This is a genomic window from Sandaracinobacteroides sp. (genome assembly GCF_057137845.1).
Genome location: NZ_DBNHFX010000083.1, coordinates 1 through 20,725, shown reverse-complemented (window position 1 = coordinate 20,725; position 20,725 = coordinate 1). Strand labels below are relative to the sequence as shown.

Annotated in this window: 21 protein-coding genes; 15 read left to right on the top strand and 6 right to left on the bottom strand. The window is 66.9% G+C overall.

What is annotated here, in order from left to right; genetic code table 11:
* Positions 1 to 18 precede the first annotated feature (18 nt).
* The 11 genes from AC16JP_RS04290 to AC16JP_RS04240 all read left to right on the top strand — a co-directional run bounded on the left by AC16JP_RS04290 (position 19) and on the right by AC16JP_RS04240 (position 10,316).
* Entirely contained in the window at positions 19 to 534 is a 516-nt protein-coding gene (locus AC16JP_RS04290; RefSeq protein ID WP_484339368.1) for a hypothetical protein, read from the top strand.
* A 28-nt stretch (positions 535 to 562) separates the two neighbouring features.
* Positions 563 to 1,933 (top strand): DNA repair protein RadA, encoded by a 1,371-nt coding sequence (radA, locus tag AC16JP_RS04285; protein WP_484339367.1) that lies wholly within the window; start codon positions 563 to 565, stop codon positions 1,931 to 1,933.
* A 10-nt stretch (positions 1,934 to 1,943) separates the two neighbouring features.
* Positions 1,944 to 2,639, top strand: coding sequence for a CvpA family protein (locus AC16JP_RS04280; RefSeq protein WP_484339366.1), 696 nt, complete (start codon positions 1,944 to 1,946; stop codon positions 2,637 to 2,639).
* A complete protein-coding gene (cysS, locus tag AC16JP_RS04275) occupies positions 2,639 to 3,937 on the top strand; it encodes a cysteine--tRNA ligase (protein ID WP_484339365.1) in 1,299 nt (432 codons plus the stop codon). The genes AC16JP_RS04280 and cysS overlap by 1 nt, the downstream gene beginning before the upstream one ends.
* Before the next feature lie 29 nt (positions 3,938 to 3,966).
* Positions 3,967 to 4,734, top strand: coding sequence for a polysaccharide deacetylase family protein (locus tag AC16JP_RS04270; RefSeq protein WP_484339364.1), 768 nt, complete (start codon positions 3,967 to 3,969; stop codon positions 4,732 to 4,734).
* Positions 4,735 to 4,756: 22 nt separating this feature from the next.
* Positions 4,757 to 5,221: an iron-sulfur cluster assembly scaffold protein gene (locus tag AC16JP_RS04265; RefSeq protein WP_484339363.1), complete on the top strand. Its 465-nt coding sequence runs from the start codon at positions 4,757 to 4,759 to the stop codon at positions 5,219 to 5,221.
* 5 nt (positions 5,222 to 5,226) lie between these two features.
* A complete protein-coding gene (locus tag AC16JP_RS04260; RefSeq protein WP_484339362.1) occupies positions 5,227 to 7,050 on the top strand; it encodes a monovalent cation:proton antiporter-2 (CPA2) family protein in 1,824 nt (607 codons plus the stop codon).
* A gap of 126 nt (positions 7,051 to 7,176) precedes the next feature.
* Positions 7,177 to 7,926, top strand: a complete 750-nt coding sequence (locus tag AC16JP_RS04255; RefSeq protein WP_484339361.1) for an electron transfer flavoprotein subunit beta/FixA family protein — start codon at positions 7,177 to 7,179, stop codon at positions 7,924 to 7,926.
* A complete protein-coding gene (locus AC16JP_RS04250; protein ID WP_484339360.1) occupies positions 7,923 to 8,867 on the top strand; it encodes an electron transfer flavoprotein subunit alpha/FixB family protein in 945 nt (314 codons plus the stop codon). Before AC16JP_RS04255 ends, AC16JP_RS04250 begins: the two co-directional genes overlap by 4 nt.
* Positions 8,868 to 9,023: 156 nt before the next feature.
* Positions 9,024 to 9,884, top strand: a complete 861-nt coding sequence (locus AC16JP_RS04245) for a 3-hydroxyacyl-CoA dehydrogenase NAD-binding domain-containing protein (protein ID WP_484339359.1) — start codon at positions 9,024 to 9,026, stop codon at positions 9,882 to 9,884.
* Between the two features lie 33 nt (positions 9,885 to 9,917).
* Entirely contained in the window at positions 9,918 to 10,316 is a 399-nt protein-coding gene (locus AC16JP_RS04240) for a DUF6491 family protein (RefSeq protein WP_484339358.1), read from the top strand.
* A gap of 12 nt (positions 10,317 to 10,328) precedes the next feature.
* On the opposite strand, the gene rbfA is transcribed toward AC16JP_RS04240, so the two are convergent.
* From rbfA to AC16JP_RS04215, 5 genes are read right to left on the bottom strand one after another with little or no spacing between them, the layout of a single operon-like run.
* Positions 10,329 to 10,760 carry a 30S ribosome-binding factor RbfA gene (gene rbfA, locus AC16JP_RS04235; RefSeq protein ID WP_484339357.1) on the bottom strand — a complete coding sequence of 144 codons (432 nt, stop codon included), beginning with the start codon at positions 10,758 to 10,760 and terminating at the stop codon, positions 10,329 to 10,331.
* Complete coding sequence (gene infB / locus AC16JP_RS04230) at positions 10,757 to 13,600, bottom strand: translation initiation factor IF-2 (protein WP_484339356.1); 2,844 nt, start codon at positions 13,598 to 13,600, stop codon at positions 10,757 to 10,759. Before infB ends, rbfA begins: the two co-directional genes overlap by 4 nt.
* Positions 13,597 to 14,310, bottom strand: coding sequence for an RNA-binding protein (locus tag AC16JP_RS04225; RefSeq protein ID WP_484339355.1), 714 nt, complete (start codon positions 14,308 to 14,310; stop codon positions 13,597 to 13,599). Before AC16JP_RS04225 ends, infB begins: the two co-directional genes overlap by 4 nt.
* Before the next feature lie 39 nt (positions 14,311 to 14,349).
* The gene (gene nusA / locus AC16JP_RS04220; RefSeq protein WP_484339354.1) at positions 14,350 to 15,930 is read right to left on the bottom strand and encodes a transcription termination factor NusA; all 1,581 of its coding nucleotides are present in this window, start codon (positions 15,928 to 15,930) and stop codon (positions 14,350 to 14,352) included.
* 12 nt (positions 15,931 to 15,942) lie between these two features.
* The gene (locus AC16JP_RS04215; protein WP_484339353.1) at positions 15,943 to 16,509 is read right to left on the bottom strand and encodes an LSm family protein; all 567 of its coding nucleotides are present in this window, start codon (positions 16,507 to 16,509) and stop codon (positions 15,943 to 15,945) included.
* A 159-nt stretch (positions 16,510 to 16,668) separates the two neighbouring features.
* On the opposite strand from AC16JP_RS04215, the gene hisG reads away from it, so the two are divergent.
* A complete protein-coding gene (gene hisG / locus AC16JP_RS04210; RefSeq protein ID WP_484339352.1) occupies positions 16,669 to 17,328 on the top strand; it encodes an ATP phosphoribosyltransferase in 660 nt (219 codons plus the stop codon).
* On the top strand, positions 17,328 to 18,611 hold the full coding sequence (gene hisD / locus AC16JP_RS04205) for a histidinol dehydrogenase (RefSeq protein ID WP_484339351.1): 1,284 nt from the start codon (positions 17,328 to 17,330) through the stop codon (positions 18,609 to 18,611). The genes hisG and hisD overlap by 1 nt, the downstream gene beginning before the upstream one ends.
* Here the strand turns inward: hisD and AC16JP_RS04200 are convergent.
* Complete coding sequence (locus AC16JP_RS04200) at positions 18,608 to 19,027, bottom strand: hypothetical protein (protein WP_484339350.1); 420 nt, start codon at positions 19,025 to 19,027, stop codon at positions 18,608 to 18,610. The genes hisD and AC16JP_RS04200 overlap by 4 nt on opposite strands.
* A gap of 72 nt (positions 19,028 to 19,099) precedes the next feature.
* On the opposite strand from AC16JP_RS04200, the gene AC16JP_RS04195 reads away from it, so the two are divergent.
* A complete protein-coding gene (locus AC16JP_RS04195) occupies positions 19,100 to 20,092 on the top strand; it encodes an adenosine kinase (protein WP_484339349.1) in 993 nt (330 codons plus the stop codon).
* The coding region (gene selD, locus AC16JP_RS04190; RefSeq protein WP_484339348.1) for a selenide, water dikinase SelD at positions 20,085 to 20,725 on the top strand (641 nt) is incomplete at its 3' end. The genes AC16JP_RS04195 and selD, both read left to right, overlap by 8 nt.

The following is a 20,725-nucleotide window of genomic DNA, read 5'->3' as shown; positions in this document are numbered from 1 at the left end:
TCCAAGGAGCAGGTTCCGATGGCGATTTCCCGCAAGACCGAACAATCCCTTCTGGCGCACGACGAATGGACGCTGGTGCAGACGACGCACCGGCCCGAGATCGGCACCCATGACGAGGAGGCGCTGCGCGCGGCCCGCAAACGCCTTCGGCAACTGCACTCGAAAGAACGTGATCTCGCCCATGAAAAGCGGCGGATCGCCCGTGGCAAGGCCGACGCGCGCGGCGGCAGTTTTCCGGGAACGCAGGAACATCCAAGGCGGCGCAAGCAGGTGTTCGCGCATGCATTGCGCCGCGTGAACGACGAACTGGGCCGCCGCGCGGCGACGCAATCGCGCCAGCGCATCGTCGACAGCCAGCGCCGCGCGCTCGACGCCAAACGCGCCGCCCCGAAAAAGCGCCCGGCGAACACGGCTACTGCCTCGAAGGGAGCGGCCGTTGTTGAAAACAAGAAGCGGGCAACCAGGGTTGCCGGCGCCAAGGTTGGTTCGGTCACCAAGGCGACGGCGCGGGCGCAGGCACGCAAGGACGGTTGAACCAGCCACCTGACCGGCAACCGCAACGATGGCGAAACCGCAACTGAAGTTCGTCTGCCAGTCGTGCGGCAGCGCCCAGCCCCGATGGGTCGGGCAGTGCCCCGATTGTTCGGAATGGAACAGCCTGCAACAGGAGGCGTCGGCTGCGGCGACGCCCTTTGCGCAGCGCCACAGCCTGAAGGCGGGCGGGCAGGTGCTGCCGATGCAGCCGCTCGATGCCGAAGTGGAACTGCCGCGCAGGCTGGGTTCGGGCTTTGCCGAACTCGACCGGGCGCTGGGCGGCGGGCTGGTGCCCGGTTCGGCCGTTCTGATCGGCGGCGATCCGGGGATCGGCAAATCGACTTTGCTGCTGCAATCCGCCGGGCGCATGGCGCGGGCCGGGCATGCGGTTGCCTATTTCTCGGGCGAGGAGGCCGCCGATCAGGTGCGCCTGCGCGCCCGGCGGCTGGGGCTGGCCGACGCGCCGGTGCGGCTGGCGGCGGCGACTTCGGTGCGCGATATCCTGACCACTCTTTCGGCGGCCACCCCGCCGGCGCTCGTCGTCATCGATTCGATCCAGACCATGCACTCCGATCAACTGGAAGGCGCGCCCGGCACGGTTTCGCAGGTCCGTGCGGCTTCGCTCGAACTGATAAGCTGGGCGAAACAAAGCGGTTCGGCGCTGGTGCTGGTCGGCCACGTCACCAAGGACGGGCAGATCGCCGGGCCGCGCGTGCTCGAACATATGGTCGATGCCGTGCTCTATTTCGAGGGCGAGGGCAGGCACCAGTATCGGGTGCTGCGCGCGGTAAAGAACCGGTTCGGCGGCACCGATGAAATCGGCGTGTTCGCCATGGAAGCCGACGGGCTGGCCGAAGTCGCCAACCCGTCCAGCCTGTTCCTGACGCAGCGCGAACAGGCGGTGGCGGGCGCGGTGGTTTTTCCAGCGCTCGAAGGCACGCGGCCGGTGCTCGTCGAATTGCAGGCGCTGACGGTCAGACTGCCGTCCGGGGCGACGCCGCGCCGCGCCGTCGTCGGCTGGGACGGGTCGAGGCTGGCCATGATCCTTGCCGTGCTTGAAGCGCGCGCCGGGCTGGGGTTCGGTTCATGCGAAGTGTATCTGAACGTGGCGGGCGGGTTGCGGGTCGTTGATCCGGCGGCCGATCTTGCAGTGGCTGCGGCCCTGGCATCGGCGTTGCTGGAAGCGCCGGTTCCGGCCGACTGCGTGGCGTTCGGCGAAATCGCGCTTTCCGGCGAGGTTCGGCCGACAGCGCATCCGTCGCTGCGTCTGAAGGAAGCGGGCAAGCTGGGCTTCACGCGCGCGCTGGTGCCGCCCGGCACGGCAGGCGTCGGCCGCTTGCAGACGACCCCGGTTGCGAACGTTCGCGCACTCGTTGACCGTATCCGGGCCAGCGCCTAGCAATCAGCGCATGGACCTGCTTTCCACATTTACCCCCTTCGACTGGGCCGTCGTCGGCATCATCGGCCTGATGGCGATCGGCGGCGTGATCCGCGGCTTCACGCACGAGGCCGTCACGCTGGCCGGCTGGATCCTGGCGATCGTCGCCGTCAGGATGTTCCACGAGCAGGCGACCGACTGGCTGCTGCCCCGTGCCGGCGGCGAAGCAAGCGCCGCGACCATCGCCTTCATCGGCCTGTTCTTCGGCACGGCGCTGGTGGCGCGGCTGGTGGCCGGCATCGCCGGCGGGCTGGCGCGGCGCAGCATGATCGGCCCGATGGACCGGCTGCTGGGGCTGGGATTCGGCGCATTGAAGGGGCTGATCCTGTCGGCGGCGCTGTTCGTGATGACGCAGTTCGCCACCGGCCTGTTCGACGCCGACCGCGAACCGCCGGACTGGCTGCGGGACAGCCGTTCCGCCCCGGTGCTGTCGCTTGCGGCAAACGTGATGGTGACGTGGGTGCAGGATCTGGATGCCGGCAAGGATGCGATGGCGGCGGGCATGCTGCCAAAGTCGATTCCGATGCCGCCCGGCCATCCGCAGCTCGACCCGCAATATCCGCCCGCTCCCGGCGCCAACGAAGGCGGCTATTCGCAGTCGGACCGGGAAGCCCTCGACAAGCTGCTGGACCAGGGCGCGCAGAAGGGCGACGAGGTAGAGATCTGATGCAGGTGCGGCTTTTCGATACGCTGTCGCGCACCCGGAAACTGTTGCGCACACCTGAACCGGGCAGGCCTCTCACCATGTATGTCTGCGGGCCGACCGTCTATGGCCGCGCCCATATCGGCAATGCGCGCCCGGCGGTGGTATTCGATACGCTGTATCGGCTGCTGCGGCACATCCACGGCGCAGCAAATGTCCGCTATGCTCGCAACATCACCGATATCGACGACAAGATCATGGCGAAGGCCGTTGCGGAAAACCGCAGCGCGCAGGCAGTCGCTTCCGAATTCGAAGCGCATTATTTCGCCGACATGGCGGCGCTCGGCTGCCTGAAGCCCGATTTCAACCCGCGCGCCACCGAACATATCGCCGGCGACCATGGCATGATCGCCATGATCGCCGCACTGATCGCACACGGCGCCGCCTACGAGGCCGAGGGCCATGTGCTGTTCGAGGTGGCGAAGTTCGATCGCTATGGCGAACTGTCGAAGCGGCCGATGGATGAAATGGTTGCGGGTGCGCGCGTCGAAGTTGCCCCCTACAAACGCGCGCCGGGCGATTTCGTGCTGTGGAAACCATCATCCGACGACCAGCCCGGCTGGGACAGCCCGTGGGGTCGCGGGCGGCCGGGGTGGCATATCGAATGTTCGGCGATGATCGCCAGCGTGCTGGATACCGGCACCATCGACATTCACGGCGGCGGGCTGGACCTGCAATTCCCCCACCACGAGAACGAGCGCGCCCAGAGCGTCTGCGCCCATGGCGGCAGCGAACTGGCCGGCATCTGGATGCACAACGGCTTCCTGCAGATGGGCGAAACCAAGATGTCGAAGTCGCTGGGCAATATCGTGACGCCCGGCGAACTGCTGGAAGCCGGCTGGCCCGGCGAAGTGCTGCGGCTGGCGCTGCTTTCCGCGCACTACCGGCAGCCGCTTTCCTGGACCGATGCGCTGCTTGAACAGTCCAGGGCCAAGCTCGACCGGCTGTATCGCCGCAAGGCGGAAGGTGTGGTTGGCGATTCGGCGCCGGTTGCCGCCCTGTGCGACGATCTGAACACGCCCGAAGCGATCGCCGCCCTGCCGGACGGCGGCGAAGTGCTGGCGATCGGCGGCGCCGACCCTGTGTTGTGGGCGCGCGGCGGCACCGACGAAGCAGCGATCCGGCCCAGACTCGATGCCTGGGCTGCTGCGCGGGCCGCAAGGGATTGGGCGGCAGCCGATGCCATGCGCGATGCACTGGCGGCAGAGGGCATCCTTGTCGCAGCCGCCAGAGACGGCAGCGTAAGCTGGCGCCGGGCCTGAACCAACCATCAGCCAGAAAGCAGGTGATGATGCCGAGTATCCGCCCCGCCCTTTTCCTGCTGGCGATTGTGCTGGCGTCGCCGGTGCTGGCGCAGAAGCCGGGCGGCGCGCCCGCTTCGCCACCCCCCGCAGCCGAACCAGAACTTCCGGCGTCCGACCTTTTGCTTCGCTATGAAGGCCCGACGCTCAGCTTCCGCTGGTCGCTGGCGCCCGAAGCCGCGCTCGAACCGGCACTTGTGCGCGAACTGCGAAGCTCGGCGATCGCCGACCGTGCCAAGGCGCAGCGCGAAGCCGAAGAAGGCGCGCGCGCGGCGGGCGATGCCGGGCGCCGGATGCAATATGAATGGATCGAGCGCTGGCAGCCCGACGCGGAAACCGATGTGCTGCTGGCGCTTTCGGCCAGACAATACAGCTTCACCGGCGGGGCGCATGGCAACCTGGCGCCCAAGGCCGTGATCTGGGACCGAGCGCTGGGCCACCGGCTGGCGTTCGGCCAGCTTTTCGCCGATCCGCAGGCGATGAAGGCGGCGCTGAAGCCGGCGTTCTGCAAGGCGCTGGACGAAGAGCGCAAGGCACGTCGCGGCGGCGTGGCAAACACCATGTTCAACGACTGCCCGGACCCGTTCGCCTATCCGATCGTGCCCGTGGGCGACGGCAAGATCGCAGAGATCCGCGTGCTGGTGCCGCCTTACGAGGCCGGGCCGTGGGCGGAAGGAAGCTATGACATCACGCTTCCGGCCTCGGTCGTGCGGGCTTTTCTGCTTCCCCGCTTCGCTTCGGTCTTTACCGGGGATTGAACCGCTAACTATAACGGCCAGAATGGAGGCCCCGCTCTACAACGCCGAGATTTTGCGTCTGGCTGCAACGATCCCGCACGACCGCCTGCCCGATGGCGCGCAGGCGACCGCACGGCGGACGTCGCCGATCTGCGGCAGCCGCGTAACGGTGGCACTGGCGCTCGATGATGCGGGGCAGATCGACCGCTTCGGGCAGGAAGTGCGCGCATGTGCGCTGGGGCAGGCCTCGGCCTCGATCCTTGGCCGCCATGTGCTGGGGCAGACGGCGCAATCGATCGAGGAAGCACATGCGCTGCTGAAGGCATGGCTGAAAGGCGCCGGTAATCTGCCCGAAGCGCTTGCCGCGCATTTCCCGGAACTGGTGCTGCTGGAACCGGCGCGCGCACATCCGGCGCGGCATCCGTCGATCCTGCTGGCCTTCGAGGCAACGGCGGCCGCCGCCCGCGAAGCGACGGCGGTTGCGACCAGCAACACGGGCGGGGGCTGACCGGCATGGCGGGCGCAGTCGCTACCGAGGGCCTGCGCGAGGCCGTGGTTTTTCTGGCAGCCGCAGCCATCATGGTGCCGCTGTTCAGCCGGTTCAAACTTGGCGCGGTGCTGGGCTATCTGGCCGCCGGACTGCTGATCGGGCCGAACGGTTTCGGCCTGATCTCGGAAACCGAGGATGTGCTGACGCTCGGCGAATATGGCATCGTGCTGCTGCTGTTCGTGATCGGGCTGGAACTGCAACCGTCGCGGTTGTGGGCACTCCGGCGCGACATTTTCGGCTTCGGCACCGCGCAGGTAGTCTCGACCGGGCTGGTGCTGGCGGCGGCGCTGTTCTGGCGCACCGCCTTCAGTTGGCAGGCGGCGCTGGTGCTGGGTCTGTCGCTGGCCTTGTCGTCGACCGCGCTTGTCATCCAGTATCTTCAGGAAGAAGGGGAACTGAACACCCCTGAGGGCGAACGATCCTTTTCGGTGCTGCTGTTGCAGGACCTTGCGCTGGTGCCGATGCTGATCATCGTTTCGGCGCTGGGCCGCGCCCCCGATTCGTCGATGCCCAGCGGCTGGGCGCTGATCGCCACGGGCTTCGGCACCATCGCGGTGCTGGTGGCGCTCGGCCGCATCGCTCTCAATCCGGCGATGCGGCTGTTCGGGCAGGTCGGCACCCGCGACATCTTTCTGATCGCCGCCTTGTTCACGGTGCTGGGCGCATCCTATCTGATGGCAAGTTTCGGGCTGTCGATGGCGCTTGGCGCCTTCATCGCCGGGGTCATGCTGGCCGACAGCCCCTACCGGCACGAACTGGAAGTGGTGGTGGAACCATTTCGCGGCCTGCTGATGGGGCTGTTCTTTCTGGCTGTCGGCATGACCATCGATGTCTCGATCCTGCTGCACGATCCGTGGCGCGTCGCTGAACTGGTGCTGCTGCTGCTGCTGGTGAAAACGGCGCTGATCGCGGTGCTGGCGCGGATCGTCGGAACCGGCTGGGAAAAGGCGGTCGGTATGGGCCTGCTGCTGAGCCAGGGCGGGGAATTCGCCTTCGTGCTGCTGACGGCGGCGGTGTCGGGGATGCTGATCGCGCCCGAAGCGGCCTCGATGTTCAGCGCCGTCGTCACCCTGTCGATGATCGCTTCCCTGCTGTTGCTGAAACTGTTCCGGCGGGTGATGGATGGGCGCAAGGCCGATGTCAGCACCGAGGGGCTGGAGCGGCCGGAACCCGGCAAACCCGGCAGCGTCATCGTCGTCGGCTATGGCCGTTTCGGCCAGATCGTCACGCAGATGCTGAACGCGCGCGGGCTGAATGCCGTGCTGATCGACAGCCAGCCCGACCAGATCGAACGTTCGCGGTCGCTGGGCTGGAAGGTCTATTACGGCGACGGCTTCCGCCTCGATGTGCTGCGTGCGGCTGGCGCGGGCACGGCGCGGCTGCTGATCGTGACGACGGGGGGCGCATGGGATCCGGCGCGGCTGAAGCCGGTCAGGACGGCGTTCCCCAATCTCGACATTCTGGTCCGCGCACACGACCGTCTGCACTACATGCGTCTGAAGGCCGCCGGCATGGACATTTCCGCCGTGCGCGAGCTGTTCCACAGCGCCATCGAACTGGGCCGGGTGGCGCTGGCCGAAGTCGGCACACCCGACGACACCATCGACGCCATCGCCGAAGAGTTCATCCGCCGCGATTCAGAACGGCTGGCGTTGCAGGTGACATCGGGTGACATCATGGCCGGGCGTGAAACCGTGTTCCGCCCCGGACAGAGCTGGACACCTGCAAGCGCCGATACCTCGCTCGGCGAAATCCCGCCGGCAGAAACGCCCGACAATCTGAACTGAACCGGTCGCACCCTGCCGGAACGGGCAGGGTGCGGCACCCTGTTCGTCGTGCCTGCGTTGACTCATGCAGCGACCTTGCCGCATGGGGACCGCGCATTTCATGTCACCACAGGGAGCTTGCGGCCCATGAAGATTCTCGTGCCCGTGAAACGGGTGGTTGATGCCAATGTGAAGGTCCGGGTGAAGCCCGACCAGACCGGCGTCGAACTTGCCAACATCAAGATGAGCATGAACCCCTTCGACGAAATCTCGGTCGAGGAAGCAGTGCGCCTGAAGGAGAAGGGCGTGGCGACCGAAGTCGTCGTCGTCTCCGTCGGGGTGGCGCAGGCGCAGGAAACGCTGCGCACGGCGCTGGCGATGGGCGCCGATCGCGGCATCCTGGTCACGACAGACGGGCCGACCGAAAGCCTTGGTGTCGCCAAGGTGCTGGCCAAGGTCGTCGCCGAGGAGCAGCCCGGCCTTGTCATTCTGGGCAAGCAGGCGATCGACGACGATTCCAACCAGACGGGCCAGATGCTGGCCGCGCTGCTGGGCTGGGGGCAGGGCACCTTTGCCTCGAAGGTGGAACCGGCGGACGGCAAGGTTGCCGTTACCCGTGAAATCGACGGCGGCCTTGAAACCGTCGAGCTGAAGCTGCCCGCCATTGTCACGACCGACCTGCGCCTGAACGAGCCGCGCTATGCGTCGCTTCCGAACATCATGAAGGCGAAGGCGAAGCCGATCGCCAACAAGACCCCGGCTGACTATGGCGTCGACATGGCGCCGCGCCTTTCGGTGCTGAAGGTCGCCGAACCGCCGAAGCGTTCGGCGGGTATCAAGGTGAAGACCGTCGACGAACTGATCGAGAAGCTGAAGACAGCGGGAGCCATCGCATGAGCGTTCTTGTCCTTGCAGAACATGACAATGCATCGCTGAAGGATGCAACGCTGAACGCCGTCACGGCGGCGAGGGCACTGGCGGGCTTCGCCGGCGGCGAGGTGCACGTGCTGGTGGCGGGCCACAATGCCCGCGCGGCAGCCGATGCGGCAGCAGCCGTCGATGGTGTAGCGAAGGTGCTGCTGGCCGACGATGCGTCGCTTGGCGATGCGCTGGCGGAAAACGTCGCGCCGCTGGTGGCGTCGGTGATGGCGGGCTATGATGCCTTCGTTGCCCCGGCAACGTCGCGCGGCAAGAATATCGCGCCGCGCGTTGCGGCCCTCCTCGATGTGGCGCAGGTTTCGGAAATCCTTTCGGTTGAAAGCGCCGACACCTTCACCCGGCCGATCTATGCCGGCAACGCCATCGCCACCGTGAAGTCGTCGGACGCGAAGAAGGTGATCACCGTGCGCGGCACGGCGTTCGCCAAGGCGGCGGCAACGGGTGGCTCGGCTGCGGTCGAGGCTGTCTCGGGCAACGGCGACTCGGGGCTGTCGGCGTTCAAGGGCGCGGAGCTCACGCAGTCGGCGCGGCCGGAACTTACGGGCGCAAAGATCATCGTCTCGGGTGGGCGGGCGCTCGGCTCGGGCGATGCCTTCCACCAGTATATCGATCCGCTGGCCGACAAGCTTGGTGCAGCCGTCGGCGCATCGCGCGCGGCGGTCGATGCAGGCTATGTCCCGAACGACTATCAGGTCGGGCAGACCGGCAAGATCGTTGCCCCGGAACTGTATGTCGCCGTCGGCATTTCGGGTGCCATCCAGCATCTGGCCGGGATGAAGGATTCGAAGGTCATCGTCGCCATCAACAAGGACGAGGAAGCCCCCATCTTCCAGGTGGCGGATTATGGCCTTGTCGGCGACCTGTTCCAGATCCTGCCCGAGCTTACGTCCAAGCTCTGAGCATCGGCGGAACGAAAAAACGGGGGCTGGCGGGATATCTGCCGGCCCCTTTTTCGTGCGGACCGGCCGGTGGGGGGTGTTGCACTGCAACGGCAGATTTGGTTTCTGCGCAGCGGAACCATTCGCGTGGAATGATGGAAAGCAGGAACTGAATTGATGAAAATCGGCGTTATCGGGGCGGGGATCATGGGCGCGGGGATCGCGCAGGTATCGGCAGTCGCCGGGCACGATGTGCTGTTGTGCGATGTCGCCCTCGATCGGGCGCAGAAAGGCCGCGACGGGATCGCCAGGCAGTTGCAGCGGCAGGCAGCAAAGGGCGCACTTTCCGCTGCCGATGTCGAAGCCGCGCTGGCGCGGATCACGGCCACCGAAGGCACCGACGCCTTGGCCGACGCGGATTTCGTGATCGAAGCCGCGACCGAAAGCGTGGAACTGAAGAAAAAGATCTTCGCCGGCCTGAAGCTTGGGCCGGATGCGCTGCTGGCCAGCAATACCTCGTCGATTTCGATCACCGGGCTGGCGGCAGCGACCGATCGGCCCGAACGCTTCATCGGCCTGCACTTCTTCAACCCGGTGCCGGTGATGAAGCTGGTCGAGGTGATCCCCGGCCTGGCCACTTCGGATGCGACGCGCGAATATGCTGTCGCCTTCGCCGAGGGTCTGGGCAAGACCGCAGTGCTTAGCGAGGACAGCCCCGGTTTCATCGTCAACCGGCTGCTGTGCCCGATGCTGAACGAAGCCATTTTCGCGCTGGGGGAAGGCGTCGGCTCGGTGGCTGACATCGACAATGGGCTGAAGCTTGGTGCGAATCACCCGATGGGCCCGCTGACGCTGGCGGATTTCATTGGCCTTGATACGCTGAAATCCATCCAGGAAGTGCTGGTGGCTTCGACGGGCGACCAGAAATACCGCCCGGCGCCGCTGCTGGTGAAATATGTCGAGGCCGGCTGGCTGGGCCGCAAGTCGGGCCGCGGCTTTTACGATTATGCTGTTGAGCCGCCGTCGCCCACGCGCTAGCCTCGCTTCCAGGGAACAGGTTGGGGATCGCGCATGATCAAGGCCGTTGCACCATTGGCGTTGCTGCTGTTGCTGGGCTCGTGCGCGGGCAATGGCGACAGCGCCGCGAACCGCAGCGTCTGGGTGGACGATGGCGCGCCGGTGAACTGCATCAGCCGCAGCCACATCCGTGGCTTCCGCGTGATCGACGACCGCACCATCGACTTCGAGCGCAACCGCAATCAGGTGTGGCGCAATCGCCTGCCGCACCGTTGCGACGGGCTGGCGTTCGGCCAGAAAATCAGGATCAACAGCCGCACCAGCCAGCTTTGCAACCTCGACAGCATCACGCCGGTCGGGATGGGAACGGGCGTTGGCCGGCAGAACTGCATGCTGGGCCAGTTTCAGCCGATGAAGCGCGTGCCTGCCCCTGAGGCGCCGACACCCCGCTGACGGGGCGGCGTTCTAGTCGTCGTCGGCCGTATCGTCGGGTTGCGCCCCGGTTTCCAGATCGCGGGCAACCCGTGGCGAACGCAGCAGCGCGTCGATACGGGCGGCCTCGGCGTAGCTTTCATCCACCCGGAAGTGGACTTCGGCAGCATATTTGGTGTTCACCCGCCGCGCCAGTTCGCCCTTCAGTTGCCGGCTGTGGCGGTTCAGCGCGCGCAGCACGGCTTCCTGTTCGGCGGCGCTGGCGCCGATCGGCATGATGTAGGCGGTGGCGTGGCGCAGATCGGGCGACACGCGCACCTCCGAGATCGACACGATGTGCCGATCCAGCACCTCGTCGCGCAGGGTTCCACGAGCCAGCACATCGGCCAGCACATGGCGCATCGCCTCGCCCACTTTCAGCGTGCGGACGGAACGGCCCTCGCCCGAGGATTGGCCGCGCTTCAAAGTTCGCGCAGCCTTTCCTCGACTTCGAAGGTTTCGATCACGTCGCCGGTCTGGATGTCCTGGAAGTTCTCCAGGCCGATGCCGCACTCATAGCCCTTCTCGACTTGCGTCACGTCGTCCTTGAAACGACGCAGCGAAGCGATCGAGCCGTTGTAGACGATGACGTCTTCACGCAGCACGCGCGCCTTCAGGTTGCGGCGGATATAGCCTTCGGTGACGAGGCAGCCCGCCGCCTTGCCGAACTTGCCGGCCTGGAACACTTCGCGGACATCGGCGCGGCCGACGACATTCTCGAAATATTCCGGGCCAAGCTTGCCCGCCATCCCGGCCTTCACCTCGTCGATCAGGTCGTAGATGATGTCGTAGTATTTCAGCGGCACACCCGCCTGGTGCGCCGCTTCGCGGGCCTTGGCGTTGGCGCGGACATTGAAGCCGATGATGACCGCACCCGACGCGCGCGCCAGCGTGACGTCGGATTCGGTGATCGCGCCGACGCCCGAGTGCAGCACACGCACGCGGATTTCGTCGGTCGAGAGCTTGTTCAGCGCCGAGACGATCGCCTCGGTCGAGCCATGCACATCGGCCTTGACGACGACCGGGAACTCCATCGCCTTTTTCTCGGCTAGGTCGGCGAACATGCTTTCGAGGCTGGCCGGAGCCGAAGTCGTGCGCTTGGTGAGGGCAACCTGCTGGCGGTAGGCCGCGATTTCGCGCGCCCGCGCTTCGGTTTCGACGACGGTCAGCATGTCGCCCGCCTGCGGCACGCCTGAGAGGCCCAGCACCTCGACCGGCATCGACGGCGGCGCTTCGCGGATGGTCTTGCCATGGTCGTCGACCAGCGCGCGGACCTTGCCCCATTGCGTGCCGACGACGAAGATGTCGCCGGTGCGCAGCGTGCCGCGCTTCACCAGCGCGGTGGCGACGGGGCCACGCCCCTTGTCGAGCTTCGCCTCGACCACGATCGCTTCCGCCATCCGGTCGGGGTTGGCCTGCAATTCCATCATTTCGGCCTGAAGCAGGATCTTTTCGGCCAGTTCATCAAGCCCGGCGCGCTTCAACGCCGAAACCTCGACGTCCTGCACTTCGCCGCCGATTTCCTCGACCTGCACATCGTGCTGGAGGAGTTCGGTGCGGACGCGGTTGGCATCGGCCGCCGGCTTGTCCATCTTGTTGATGGCGACGATCATCGGAACGCCCGCCGCCTTCACATGGTTGATCGCTTCGATCGTCTGCGGCTTGATGCCGTCGTCGCCGGCAACCACCAGCACCACGATATCGGTTGCGTTGGCGCCGCGCGCGCGCATTTCCGAAAAGGCTTCGTGGCCGGGGGTGTCGAGGAAGCTGATCTTCTCGCCGGATTTCAGCGTTACCTGATAGGCGCCGATGTGCTGGGTGATGCCGCCTGCCTCGCCGCTGGCGACGCCGGTGCCGCGCAGAGCATCGAGCAGCGACGTCTTGCCGTGATCGACATGGCCCATGATGGTGACGACCGATGGGCGCGGCTTCAGCGTCTCGGGGAGGTCGGCCTCGCCGTCGATGCCTTGTTCCACGTCGCTGTCCGAGACACGCTTGATGATGTGCCCGAATTCGGTAACCAGCAGTTCCGCCGTATCCTGATCGATGGTGGCGTTGATGGTGGTCGGCATGCCCATCTTGAACAGCGTCTTCACCAGATCGGCGCCGCGTTCCGCCATGCGGTTCGCCAGTTCCTGCACGGTGATCGCTTCGGGCACCTGCACTTCACGCTGCGCGCGCGCAGCCGAAGCTTCGGCGCCGCCGCCGTGATTCGAGCGCTTCTGCTTTTCGTGGGCGCGGCGGATCGACGCGATCGAGCGGTTGCGGCCGCCCTCCTCGCCACCGAGGGCGCCCTTGACGGAGAGTTTGCCGCGACGGCGTTCGTCGTCGCGCGGGTTGCGCGCGGTGCGGCCGGTATCGGCGGTGCGGCGGGATGCAGCGGGGCCATGCCCCGGACGGCGCGACGGCGATTCGTCGTCGTTTGCGGGCGCGGGCGCCACAGTCGGCGCTTCGGCTGCGCGACGGGCTTCCTCGGCGGCGCGGGCTGCTTCCTCGGCTTCGGCTTTTGCCTTGTCCTCGAGGCGGCGGCGCTCGGCTTCCTGTGCTTCGGCGCGTTCGCGCTCTTCGCGGATGCGCGCTTCCTCGGCGAACCGCAGGCGTTCCTCCTCGGCTAGGCGGAGCAGCAGTTGCTGGCGCTCTCGTGGGGTGAGCTTGGGGTTCTGCAATGCCTTCTGCACCGGCGTCAGTTCGGGCCTGGCAGTCGGCGCGGCCTTTTGCGGCTGCGGGGAAGGCGCGGGCTTTGCAACCGGCTCGGGCTTTGCAACCGGCGCAACCGGCGCAGCGACCGGTTCCGGCGCCGGGGCAACGGGTTCCGGTTCGGGTGCGGCCGTAGTTTCCAGCGGCTGTGCTTCCGGTTCGGCCGGTGGCGGGGCGGCTTCGGTCGGTTCGTCGGCCGTCGGCGCTTCGGCCTTTGGCTGCCTGCGTGGCTGGTCGCCCTTGTCGAGCGGCTCGTTCGTCACCACCACGAACGGCGGCGGCGGGGCGACGGGCATTGGCGGTGCAGCGGGGGCAACCGGCGTGGTTGCCTCGGGCTGTTCCCGCACGGCATCGGCCACCGGTGCGGCCGTATCCGGCGCAGAGTCGGCATGGCTTTCCTCGGGGGTGTTGTCCCCCGGCTTGCGGAAGGTGCGGGCCTTCTTCGTCTCGACCACGACCTTGTGCGTCCGGCCGTGGCTGAAGGTCTGCTTGACCTGGCCGACTTCCGTCGTGCGTTTCACGCCGAGCTGCGGGCGCATGCCCAGCTTCGGCTTTTCCTCTTCGCTCATTCCCGTCCTTCGCCGTTTCGCCGCCCGGGCATCGCCCGGTCGCCGTTCATCAGATGGTCATTGCCCATGAAGGCAGCCCAGCGCCGAAGCTCTTGGGCGATCCGCGCCGCTGCCTTGCCATGAATGACGCCGGAATGCACGACATTCTCGCGCCCTAGCGCCCGTGACAGTGCCTCGCGGCCTGCGGGGATACCAATTATGCCGTCCGGCGCACCGTCGCCGCTGCGCCATGCCTGGTCCAGCTTCGCGGTGCCGTCGGCTGCTGCGTCGGCTGCATGAAGCAGCAGAAACAGGCGGCCGGCCCGCGCCCATTCGCCAAGCTTCTCGGACCCGAAGATCAGGTGCCCTGCGCGTAATTCAAGGCCCAGCCGATCCAGCGCGCGCCGTTCAAGGCCGGCTTCGATTCGCTGAACCAGGTCGTCCGGCACGGCAACCGGTGTGCGCAGGCTGCGGGCAAGCGCGCCCTTCAGCCGGCCCTTGCCGATCGCCTTTTCGATCGCGCTGCGGTCAGGCGTGATCCACGCGCCGCGCCCCGGCAGCCGGGCTGCCAGATCCGGCCACACCTGCCCGTCCGGACCGGCGACCAGCCGGATCAGGCTGTGCCTGTCGCCGTGCTGACCGGTCAGGATGCACTTGCGTTCGTGCGGATTGTCGTCCGCAACCGGGCCGTCTGCTGCTACTTCGGCCGCCTCATCGGAGGGCTCGCGCATGGGCGCCCTCCCGATGGTTTGGGGTTCGTGTCTGCGGCATCATGCGGCACCGCCTTCGATTTCCGGTGTGGCGCCGGCTTCATCCTCGTCGGCGAACCAGTGTTTGCGGGCCGCCATGATGATGGCGTTGCCCTCGTCCACCGGAATGCTGAAGGCCGCCAGCACGCCCGCCGGAATCTCGCGGCGCTTGTCGCCCTTGCCGACCAGTTCGTCGGTCGACAGGTCGGCCAGATCGTCCAGCGTACGGATGCTCTTCTGGCCCAGCCGCACCAGCATCTGCTCGGTAAGACCGGGGATTTCCGCCAGCGCATCCTCGACGCCCAGTGCGCGGCGGGCATCGCGGAAACCGGCTTCGCGGCGTTCCAGCGCCTCGGTCGCTCGGTTCTGCAGTTCGGCGGCGATTTCCTCGTCGAGGCCTTCGATCGAGGCGAGTTCCTCGGTTTCGACGTAGGCGACTTCCTCGAGGCTGGTGAAGCCTTCCGCCACCAGCAACTGCGCCAGCGTCTCGTCGAGTTCCAGCTCGCGCTCGAACAGCTCCGAGCGCTCGATGAATTCCTTCTGGCGCTTTTCGCTTTCGGCGGCTTCGGTCAGGATGTCGATCTGGTGGCCGGTAAGCTGGCCGGCCAGACGCACGTTCTGGCCCCGGCGGCCGATCGCCAGGCTGAGCTGATCGTCGGGGACGACGACTTCGATGCGGCTGTCCTCTTCGTCGATGACCACCTTCGAAACCTGCGCCGGTTGCAGCGCGTTCACCACGAAGGTCGCGGTGTCGGGCGACCAGGGGATGATGTCGACCTTTTCGCCGGCAAGTTCCTGCACCACCGCCTGCACGCGGCTGCCGCGCATGCCGACGCAGGCGCCAACCGGGTCGATCGAACTGTCGTGGCTGAGCACGCCGATCTTGGCGCGGCTGCCCGGATCGCGGGCGCACGACTTGATCTCGATCACACCGTCATAGATTTCCGGCACTTCCTGCGCGAACAGCTTCTTCATGAATTCGGGGTGCGCGCGCGACAGGAATATCTGCGGCCCGCGATTCTCGCGGCGGACGAGGGTGATCAGGCTGCGCACCCGGTCGCCGACGCGCAGCGCCTCGCGCGGGATCTGCTGGTCGCGGCGGATCACGCCTTCGGCGCGGCCGAGGTCGACGACGATGTGGCCGAATTCCACCCGCTTCACGACGCCGGTGATGATTTCAGCCTGCCGGTCCTTGTATTCCTCGTACTGGCGCTCGCGCTCGGCGTCGCGCACCTTGGATACGATGACCTGCTTGGCGGCCTGTGCGGCGATGCGCCCGAACTCGATCGGGGGCAGTGGGTCGACGATGAAGTCGCCAAGCTGGGCACCGGCTTCGCGCTCGGTCGCGTCGACGAGGCTGATCTGCTTGAAATAATCGTCGGGTTCCTCGACCACTTCGAGCACACGCCACAGGCGCAGGTCGCCGCCGCGCGGATCGATCTTGGCGCGAATGTCGTTCTCGGCGCCATAGCGGGCGCGGGCGGCGCGCTGGATCGCTTCTTCCATCGCCTCGATGACGATCATCCGGTCGATGGACTTTTCGCGCGCCACCGCGTCGGCGATGGCGATGAGTTCGGCCTTGTTCGCTGCAATCGCGTTCATCTGTTCGCCCTTTTAGTGTCTCGTGTCGTCCGGCAGATCGTCGCCGGAATCTTCTTCGATGTCGTCTGCGCCTTCGTCGGAAAGGAGCGGCGCCGTTTCGGCAATCAGCCGGTCGGTCAGCAGCAGCTTCGCCGTGCGGATGCCGGCAAAGGGCAGGCGCGTCGGACCCAGCCCTTCGACTTCGAGCAGCACGTCGTCGCCCTCGGTTCCGATCAGCGGTCCCTGAAAACGCTTGCGGTCTGCGCCGTTCACGGTGATCGCGTCTGCCATTTCCAGCTTCGCGTCGTGGCCGGCCCAGCGGCTGAAATCCTTCAGGCGGGTCAACGGCCGGTCGATGCCGGGCGACGATACTTCCAGCATATATTCATGCTCGATCGGGTCAGCCTCGTCGAGAAGGGCCGACAGCCGGCGCGAAACGGTCGCGCAGTCGTCGACCTTCATCTGTCCCGTCGCCGGGTCTTCCAGCATGACCTGCAGGGTAAGCGAAGGGCCGGGAATCAGGGCAACGCGCACCAGTTCGAACCCGGCGGCTTCGACCACCGGCTCGATCAGGCTCTGCAATTGCTCCACACTCGCCATCGGCGCACTCCGGTAAAAATCTGCAAACCCAAGGCCGCCTGCCCCGCGTGCCCAGGGGCGCCGCAGGTTTCTTGCAAGCCAGAGCTGTCAGGAAACAAGGCGCATATACAAAGCCCCGGCAGTTGCCGCAAGGGCGTATGCGGTGCATAGCCCGCCGCCATGACGACGCCGACGCGACAACTGGTCTTTGCGCTGCCGAAGGGGCGCATCCTGAAGGAAGCGCTGCCGCTGCTGCGTGCGGCCGGGATCGAGCCGGAAGCGGCATTGTTCGACGAGGACAGCCGCGCGCTGCGGTTCGCGACCAGCCGGGCCGATGTCAGCCTGATCCGGGTGCGGAGCTTCGACGTGGCGACGTTCGTCGCCTTCGGCGCGGCGCAGATCGGCATCGTCGGCAACGACGTGCTGGCCGAATTCGACTATTCCGAACTCTATTCCCCGGTGGATCTGGGCATCGGCCGCTGCCGCCTGTCGGTTGCCGAACCGGAAGGCACACCGCCGCTTGCCAGCGAAAGCCACGTCCGTGTCGCCACCAAATACCCGCACCTTGCCGCGCGCCATTATGCGGCGCTTGGGGTGCAGGCGGAATGCGTCAAACTGAACGGGGCAATGGAACTGGCGCCGCTGCTGGGGCTGGCGCCGCGTATCGTCGATCTGGTCTCTACCGGGCGGACGCTACAGGAAAACGGCCTGGTGGAATGTGAAACCATCCTTGATGTGACGTCGCGGCTGATCGTCAACCGCGCCGCCTTCAAGACCATGCCCGAGGTGGCGGCGCTGGTCGGGCGTTTTCGCGCGCTTGCTGCGGGTGTGGCCGCCTGATGCAGCGGCTGCGCGCCACCGATCCGGGCTTTGCAGCGGCGTTCTCCGCACTGGTTGCCGACACCCGCGAGCCGGGGAACGACCTTGCGGCCGATGTTGCGGCGATCATCGGCCGGGTCCGCCGCGAAGGGTTTGCGGCAGTCGCCGATTATACCCGCCGATTCGACCGGCTGGAACTGACGGCGGAAAGCGTCGAAATCGGCGCTTCCGAACGTGCGGCTGCAATCGCGCAGGTTGGCGTGGCCGAACGCCGCGCGCTGGAACTGGCCGCTGAACGCATCCGCGCCTTCCATGCCGCGCAAAAGCCGGCGGACGGCGAACATGCCGACGAAACCGGCATTCGCGCCGGCTGGCGCTGGACGCCCGTCGATCGGGCGGGGCTGTATGTGCCGGGCGGGCGCGCTGCCTATCCCTCGTCGGTGCTGATGAATGCGATTCCGGCGCAGGTGGCGGGCGTATCGGAACTGGTGGTGGCGACGCCCACCCCCGGCGGCGGCCTGCATCCGCTGGTGATGCTGGCGGCCGAACTGGCGGGGGTTTCGCGGCTGTTCCGCGTCGGCGGCGCGCAGGCGATTGCCGCCCTTGCCCTTGGCGCCGGGCCGATTCCCCGCTGCGACATGCTGGTCGGGCCGGGCAATGCCTGGGTCGCCGAGGCAAAGCGCCAGTTGTATGGAACCGTCGGCATCGACATGGTGGCAGGCCCCTCGGAAATACTGGTGATCGCCGATGCGTCGGCGCGGGCCGACTGGGTGGCGGCCGATCTGCTGTCGCAGGCCGAACATGACCCGGTCGCGCAGTCGATCCTGATCACCGACAGCCGCACCCTTGCCGACGCCGTGGCAGCGCAGATCGAACGGCTGCTGCCGACGCTTGCGACCGAGACCGTCGCCCGCGCGAGCTGGGATCGGTACGGCGCAATCATCGAAATCGACGATCTGGCCGAAGCGGCCCCGCTGGCCAACGCGCTGGCGGCTGAACATGTCGAGCTGGCGCTGGCCGACCCGGCGCCGATGTTCGCCGCCATCCGCCATGCCGGATCGATCTTTGTTGGCCACCATACGCCGGAGCCGGTCGGCGATTATCTGGGTGGGCCGAATCATGTGCTGCCGACGGGCAGGCGCGCGCGTTTTTCCGGCGGGCTTTCGGTCCACAGTTTCATGAAACGCACGACATGGCTCGATGCGTCACCGCAGGGCTTTGCCGCTGTCGCCGACGCGACGGCCACCCTGGCCGACGCCGAGGGGCTTGCAGCACATGCGCTGGCGGTGCGAATCCGGGCCTAGCGCGCCTTACGCTTCGCCCGTTTGGGTGCGGTTGGTGCTGGCGCCGGCGGCGGCGCAGCAACAGGTGCTTCGGCGGCCGCCTGCAACAGGCGAAGGCAGGCGCCGGCGTCGATGTCGCGGCCATCAGGCATGCGGGCGTCGGCGTGCGTTGCAACCGGCGGGCCACCGGCCTGCGGATAATACCAGACATCGAGGATGCAGCCGCCGGCGAATTGCAGTTCGCGCGCCGGGCCTTCCTTGCGGTCGAGCCGGGGCGCGCCGAGCAGGCGGATCGCCACTTCCGGTGGATGGTGCAGGATCGGCTCGATCCCGGCAGGTGGTGGTGGCGGTGGTGGCGGCTTCGCCGGTTCGGGCGGCGGGGTGGTGGCGCAGCCAGCCAGAAGCACAAGTCCAAGCAGGGGAGCGATCCGCCTCATCCGCCTGCTCTAGCCAGTCGGCGAGGCGGATGCTAGCGCCGGACCAACGACTTGTGGCAACAGGAGCCCGCCTTGGCCGACCAGTTCGACGTTCTTGCAATCGGCAACGCCATCGTCGACGTGATCGCGTCGCACCCCGACGAATTCCTTGCGGCCTGTGGCATTGCCAAGGGTTCGATGCGGCTGATCTCGGCAGACGATGCCGCCGCGCTTTATACGCGCATGGGCCCCGGCCGCGAGATTTCAGGGGGATCGGCCGCCAACACCAGCGCCGGGATTGCAGCGCTTGGCGGCCGGGCGGCGTTCGTGGGCCGGGTATCCGACGACCAGCTGGGCCGGGTGTTTCAGCACGACATCCGGGCGGCAGGTGTCGATTATCGCACGCCGCCTGCAACCGGCGGCCCGCCGACGGGGCAGTGCCTCATCATCGTCTCGCCCGATGCCCAGCGCACGATGAACACCTATCTTGGTTCCTGTCAGGAGGTCGACGAGGAAGACATCGATCCCGCGATGGTGCAGCAGTCGAAGATCGTCTATTTCGAAGGCTATCTGTGGGATCCGCCGGCGCCGATCCGCGCCATCCGCAAGGCGCGCACGATTGCCCGTGCGGCAGGCGGCAAGGTGGCGCTAACCTTGTCCGATGTGTTCTGCGTCGAGGGGCATCGCGCGGATTTTCTGGAGATGATGCGCGACGGGCTGGTGGATATCGCCTTCGCCAACGAGAACGAAGCGAGAAGCCTGTTCCAGACCGACGATCTGGCCGTCGCGATCGATGGGCTTGCAGCGCATGTTCCGCTGGCGATCGTCACCCGATCCGAGAAAGGCGCGATGGTGCTGCATGAAGGCACCAGAATCGAGGTGCCGGCCGCACCCGTGACGCGCGTGCTCGACACCACGGGTGCCGGCGACCTGTTCGCTGCCGGGTTCCTGGCGGGCCATGCCGAGGGGCGGCCGCTCAGGGACTGTGCGGTGATGGGAACCATCGCTGCCGCCGAAGTGATCAGCCATTATGGCGCGCGCCCGGAAGCCGACCTGAAGGCGCTGGTCGGGGCGGCCCTTGCCTGAGGATCCGCGCCCGCGCCTGACCTCGCTTGCGCACGGCGGCGGCTGCGGGTGCAAGCTTTCGCCTGCGGTTCTTGCGGATATTCTGGCCGGGATGCCGCAGGCGGCGCCGTTTGCCGACCTGCTGGTTGGAACGGAAACCGCCGACGATGCCGCAGTGTGGCGGCTGAACGACCGGCAGGCGCTTGTCGCCACCACCGACTTCTTCATGCCGGTCGTCGACGATCCGCGCGATTTCGGCCGGATCGCCGCGACCAACGCGCTTTCCGATGTGTATGCGATGGGCGGGCGACCGATCTTTGCGCTGGCGATCGTCGGCATGCCGGTCGGCAGGTTGCCGGTCGCCGACATCCGGCTGATCCTGGAAGGCGGCGCTTCGATCTGCGCCGAGGCGGGCATTCCGATCGCCGGCGGCCATTCGATCGACAGCCAGGAACCGATTTACGGGCTGGTGGCGATCGGTCTCGTCGATCCGTCGCGGGTGCTGACCAACCGGGGGGCGCGCGCTGGCGACAGGCTGCTGCTGACCAAGCCGCTGGGCGTCGGCGTGCTTAGCGCGGCGTTTCGGCAGGGGCGGCTGGATTCGGCCGGATATGCCGCGATGCTTGCCTCGACCACCAGGCTGAACAGCATCGG

Coding starts and splice junctions, on each gene's coding strand:
- AC16JP_RS04290 (WP_484339368.1), top strand. CDS start 19: ATGGCGATTTCCCGCAAGACCGAACAATCCCTTCTGGCGCACGACGAA.
- radA (WP_484339367.1), top strand. CDS start 563: ATGGCGAAACCGCAACTGAAGTTCGTCTGCCAGTCGTGCGGCAGCGCC.
- AC16JP_RS04280 (WP_484339366.1), top strand. CDS start 1,944: ATGGACCTGCTTTCCACATTTACCCCCTTCGACTGGGCCGTCGTCGGC.
- cysS (WP_484339365.1), top strand. CDS start 2,639: ATGCAGGTGCGGCTTTTCGATACGCTGTCGCGCACCCGGAAACTGTTG.
- AC16JP_RS04270 (WP_484339364.1), top strand. CDS start 3,967: ATGCCGAGTATCCGCCCCGCCCTTTTCCTGCTGGCGATTGTGCTGGCG.
- AC16JP_RS04265 (WP_484339363.1), top strand. CDS start 4,757: ATGGAGGCCCCGCTCTACAACGCCGAGATTTTGCGTCTGGCTGCAACG.
- AC16JP_RS04260 (WP_484339362.1), top strand. CDS start 5,227: ATGGCGGGCGCAGTCGCTACCGAGGGCCTGCGCGAGGCCGTGGTTTTT.
- AC16JP_RS04255 (WP_484339361.1), top strand. CDS start 7,177: ATGAAGATTCTCGTGCCCGTGAAACGGGTGGTTGATGCCAATGTGAAG.
- AC16JP_RS04250 (WP_484339360.1), top strand. CDS start 7,923: ATGAGCGTTCTTGTCCTTGCAGAACATGACAATGCATCGCTGAAGGAT.
- AC16JP_RS04245 (WP_484339359.1), top strand. CDS start 9,024: ATGAAAATCGGCGTTATCGGGGCGGGGATCATGGGCGCGGGGATCGCG.
- AC16JP_RS04240 (WP_484339358.1), top strand. CDS start 9,918: ATGATCAAGGCCGTTGCACCATTGGCGTTGCTGCTGTTGCTGGGCTCG.
- infB (WP_484339356.1), bottom strand. CDS start 13,600: ATGAGCGAAGAGGAAAAGCCGAAGCTGGGCATGCGCCCGCAGCTCGGC.
- AC16JP_RS04225 (WP_484339355.1), bottom strand. CDS start 14,310: ATGCGCGAGCCCTCCGATGAGGCGGCCGAAGTAGCAGCAGACGGCCCG.
- nusA (WP_484339354.1), bottom strand. CDS start 15,930: ATGAACGCGATTGCAGCGAACAAGGCCGAACTCATCGCCATCGCCGAC.
- AC16JP_RS04215 (WP_484339353.1), bottom strand. CDS start 16,509: ATGGCGAGTGTGGAGCAATTGCAGAGCCTGATCGAGCCGGTGGTCGAA.
- hisG (WP_484339352.1), top strand. CDS start 16,669: ATGACGACGCCGACGCGACAACTGGTCTTTGCGCTGCCGAAGGGGCGC.
- hisD (WP_484339351.1), top strand. CDS start 17,328: ATGCAGCGGCTGCGCGCCACCGATCCGGGCTTTGCAGCGGCGTTCTCC.
- AC16JP_RS04200 (WP_484339350.1), bottom strand. CDS start 19,027: ATGAGGCGGATCGCTCCCCTGCTTGGACTTGTGCTTCTGGCTGGCTGC.